2 protein-coding genes are annotated in these 3,086 nt (G+C 62.8%); both read right to left on the bottom strand.

The window, feature by feature from the left end:
• Positions 1-252: 252 nt before the first annotated feature.
• On the bottom strand, positions 253-1,140 hold the full coding sequence (locus EET03_RS29415; protein ID WP_075542573.1) for an enoyl-CoA hydratase/isomerase family protein: 888 nt from the start codon (positions 1,138-1,140) through the stop codon (positions 253-255).
• A gap of 658 nt (positions 1,141-1,798) precedes the next feature.
• On the bottom strand, positions 1,799-2,617 hold the full coding sequence (locus EET03_RS29425; protein WP_075542574.1) for an amidohydrolase family protein: 819 nt from the start codon (positions 2,615-2,617) through the stop codon (positions 1,799-1,801).
• Positions 2,618-3,086 lie beyond the last annotated feature (469 nt).

Below are 3,086 nucleotides of genomic sequence, written 5' to 3' on the forward strand. Positions count from 1 at the left end.
ACTCGAACAAGCCCACAAACGCCGCCTTGCCTGGCACCGCCAGCAAAGGCACACTGAACCCATCCAGGACCCCGACGATGTTGTCTGATCAAACGCGAATCTCTATCGCAAAGTCAGAAACACCTCAAACCTGACTCAAGGTCACGGGCGACCGTAACAGTCCGGCGAGCAACGGCACGCCGGAGAACGTACGCGGCCCGATCGATACCCAGGTGCCGCCGACGACAAGCACGTTCGGCGGCAGTACCGTCATCAGCCCGTTCCGTTTTCGTAGTGCTCGTCGCGCTTCTTGAACGCCGCCGAGGTACCGGCCTTGGCGCGTTCCTTGACGAAGTTGAACTCGTCCGGCTCGAAGCGCAGGTTAGTGGCGAAACTATGGAAGAGGTAGGCCGTGGTCTCCTCCAGCCCGAGCGCTGAGCTGGCCTCGACCAGCCGGTAGGCCTCCTTCGCGATGGTGAGCCCGTCAGCAGGCATCTTCGCCACCTGGGCGGCGAGTTCTTCGGTGACGGCCGCGACGTCGGCCTCCTCAGCGAACCGGGCGAACACCCGTGGGGACTCGAACTCGGCGCCCTCAACCATCCGCCCGGTCAGGAGTAGGTCGCGTGTCAGCACGGGTCCCAGGCGATAGAGGAACAGGGCGATGTTACCCAGCACCGGACCAAGGAATCGGGCCGCAGGCATGCCCAGCTTGGCCTGACGCGAGACGACCGCGAGGTCGGCGCCCAGCGCCCACTCGAGCCCGGCGCCCAACGCGAATGACTCGACCTGGGCGATGGTCACTTTAGGAAAGCCGTTGAGCTCGTGGAACATTCGCTGCGTGCGGCGGTCGACACGCAACCGCCGCCGTTGGCTCGGCCGGCGTTTGTCGCCCGGTGTGTCGTACCAGCCGTAGGCCCGGGACAGGTCAGCGCCGGTCGTGAAGATGCCGCCCGTACCGCGCAGGATGACCACCTTGATGGCGTCGTCCTCGGCGACGTCGTCCAGAAGCTCCCCCAGGCGCGCACAGTCTTCAGGAGTGACGGCATTCTTCTTGGCCGGGTTATTGAGGGTGATCCGGGCGATGTGGGCTTCCGGATCCTTCTCGAGCAGCACGCGCTCGACGGCTTCGGCTGCGGCGGAAGCCGTGGATGTTGCAGTCATGATGTTCACAACTCCTTGCGTTTGATTGACGAACGTTCCATCGACGAGGTCGCGAGAGCACGCACAGCATCACTTCGTCGGCGCGGCCACCCATGGAGCCGCGAGTATCGAAAGCACCGTGTAGTCCAGTTCAACGGTGGTGGGCCGCCCCTCAGGGCCTCTATTCCCGGCAGGCGCGCAATCACCTGGCGAGCAAGCCAGATGCGGGCACGGTCTTCACGATCGCGATCGGGGACAAAGACGCGCGTCGAACGGTCGGACCCTTGGCGACGACGATCAGCTGTTTCCCGCACATCTCCACCGATGCCCATGACGAGTCCGCCGCCGCGCGGATCGCCGCTTCCCGACCCCGCGAACCGATACAGCTCACAGAAGCCGCCGCGCCACTCGAGTAGCAGCGTGAGGCGCTCGCGGACGGCGAACCCGACGTGGGCCTGGTGGAGCTCGGCTGTGGCGGCAGCACCACCCTGCTGCACTCTTCGCTGTAGCGACTTCAGGTCGGTGACCGGGGTTAGCGTCCGAGGGCATGCGTGCAGGCAGACGTCGGAACGCACGTCCGGCTCACGGCGCATGACGGGCATCTGCTTCCTAATTATTTAACCTGGTTATATATATCACGGTAACACATGGGATGGCGCGAACAATCGTCGTGCTGCGATCAGCGGTCTAGACGGAAGGCTTCGACCGCGTTGTCGTGCAAAAACAGCTTGCGACCCTCCGTGGAGAGGCCGAGCTCGTCTACGCCCTTCAGAGATGGCGCGAATTCCTGGATCGGCCAGTCGCTGGCCCATATGCACTTGCGGCGTCCGAAAGTCTTGAGGAAGTGCACAAAGGCGGCAGGGTAGTACCTGGGCAGATGCGCGCTTGTGTCGATCCAGACATTGGGATGCTTGACTGCGACGGCAATCATCTCCTCCGTCCACGGCCAGCCGATGTGGCCGGCGACAATTCGCAGTTCGGGGAAGTCGATAGCGATCCTGTCGACGTAGCACGGTCGTCCGGTCTCGGATGGGTAAGTGGCGGGTCCGGTCCCGCCGACTTGAATCTGCAGCATGATATCCAACTCGACACTTTCTGAGTAAAGCGGGTACCACTGCGCCTCTGTGGGCACCTTGTCCTGAATGAACGGCTCCAGTTTGAGGCCCCTGAACCCCTTGTCGCGCACCAGCCGGCGCAATTCCCGGACCGCGGGCATGACGCCGTCCGGGGACCATGGGTCGACCGAGGCGATCCCGGTGAATCGATCGGGATATCGGCCGACCGCTTCCTCCACAAGGTTGTTGGGAACCAACGGGCCCGCTGAGCACAGAGCGTGATCGATGCCGGCGGCGTCCATCTCCGCAACCATCTCCTCCAGCGTGATTCCAGCGAGCACCCTGTTGCCGTGCGAGAAGCGGTCCAACATGCCAGAGTTCCGCGCCGGTATGTAGCTGGTGATCTCGGCGGGCCACGGCTGTACCCAGGCGTCGATGATCATGAACTGTTCGGACATTCTCATCCCTTCCGAAGGTCCATCAGACACTCGGCGATTCGTGTTGACGATCCCACCTGTGCCGCCTGCGATGTGGGTATCGCCGCTCCTCTTCGAGCAGAAAATATATAACCTGGTTAGTTCATAGGTTAGCAAGGTGGCGTTCGTTGGTCAGGCACTGCGCCCTGCTCGCCGACAACCGCACACCCGAGATCATCGACCGGCTGCATCGGGCCTTCCAAGTCGAAGCAGATGCCATCTCGACTAGCACGCGGAGCTCCGGCACAGGTGTTGCGTGCGTTTCGTCAAGTGGTTTGGCCCCACTGATCTGCATGAATTTTGGCCCCGGGCGTTTGGTGTTGGGGCTTGATAGTTGGTGTGCTGGTTCGGCGGCAGCGAGGTGCGCTGCGTGTTGGTGTGCGGTGTCGAGTTCGGCGGCGGTGTGCTGGGCGTATCTGATGGCGTTTTGCAGGTT

Origin of the sequence: Mycobacterium innocens, from assembly GCF_900566055.1 — a bacterium.
GTDB classification, from domain to species: Bacteria; Actinomycetota; Actinomycetes; order Mycobacteriales; family Mycobacteriaceae; genus Mycobacterium; species Mycobacterium innocens.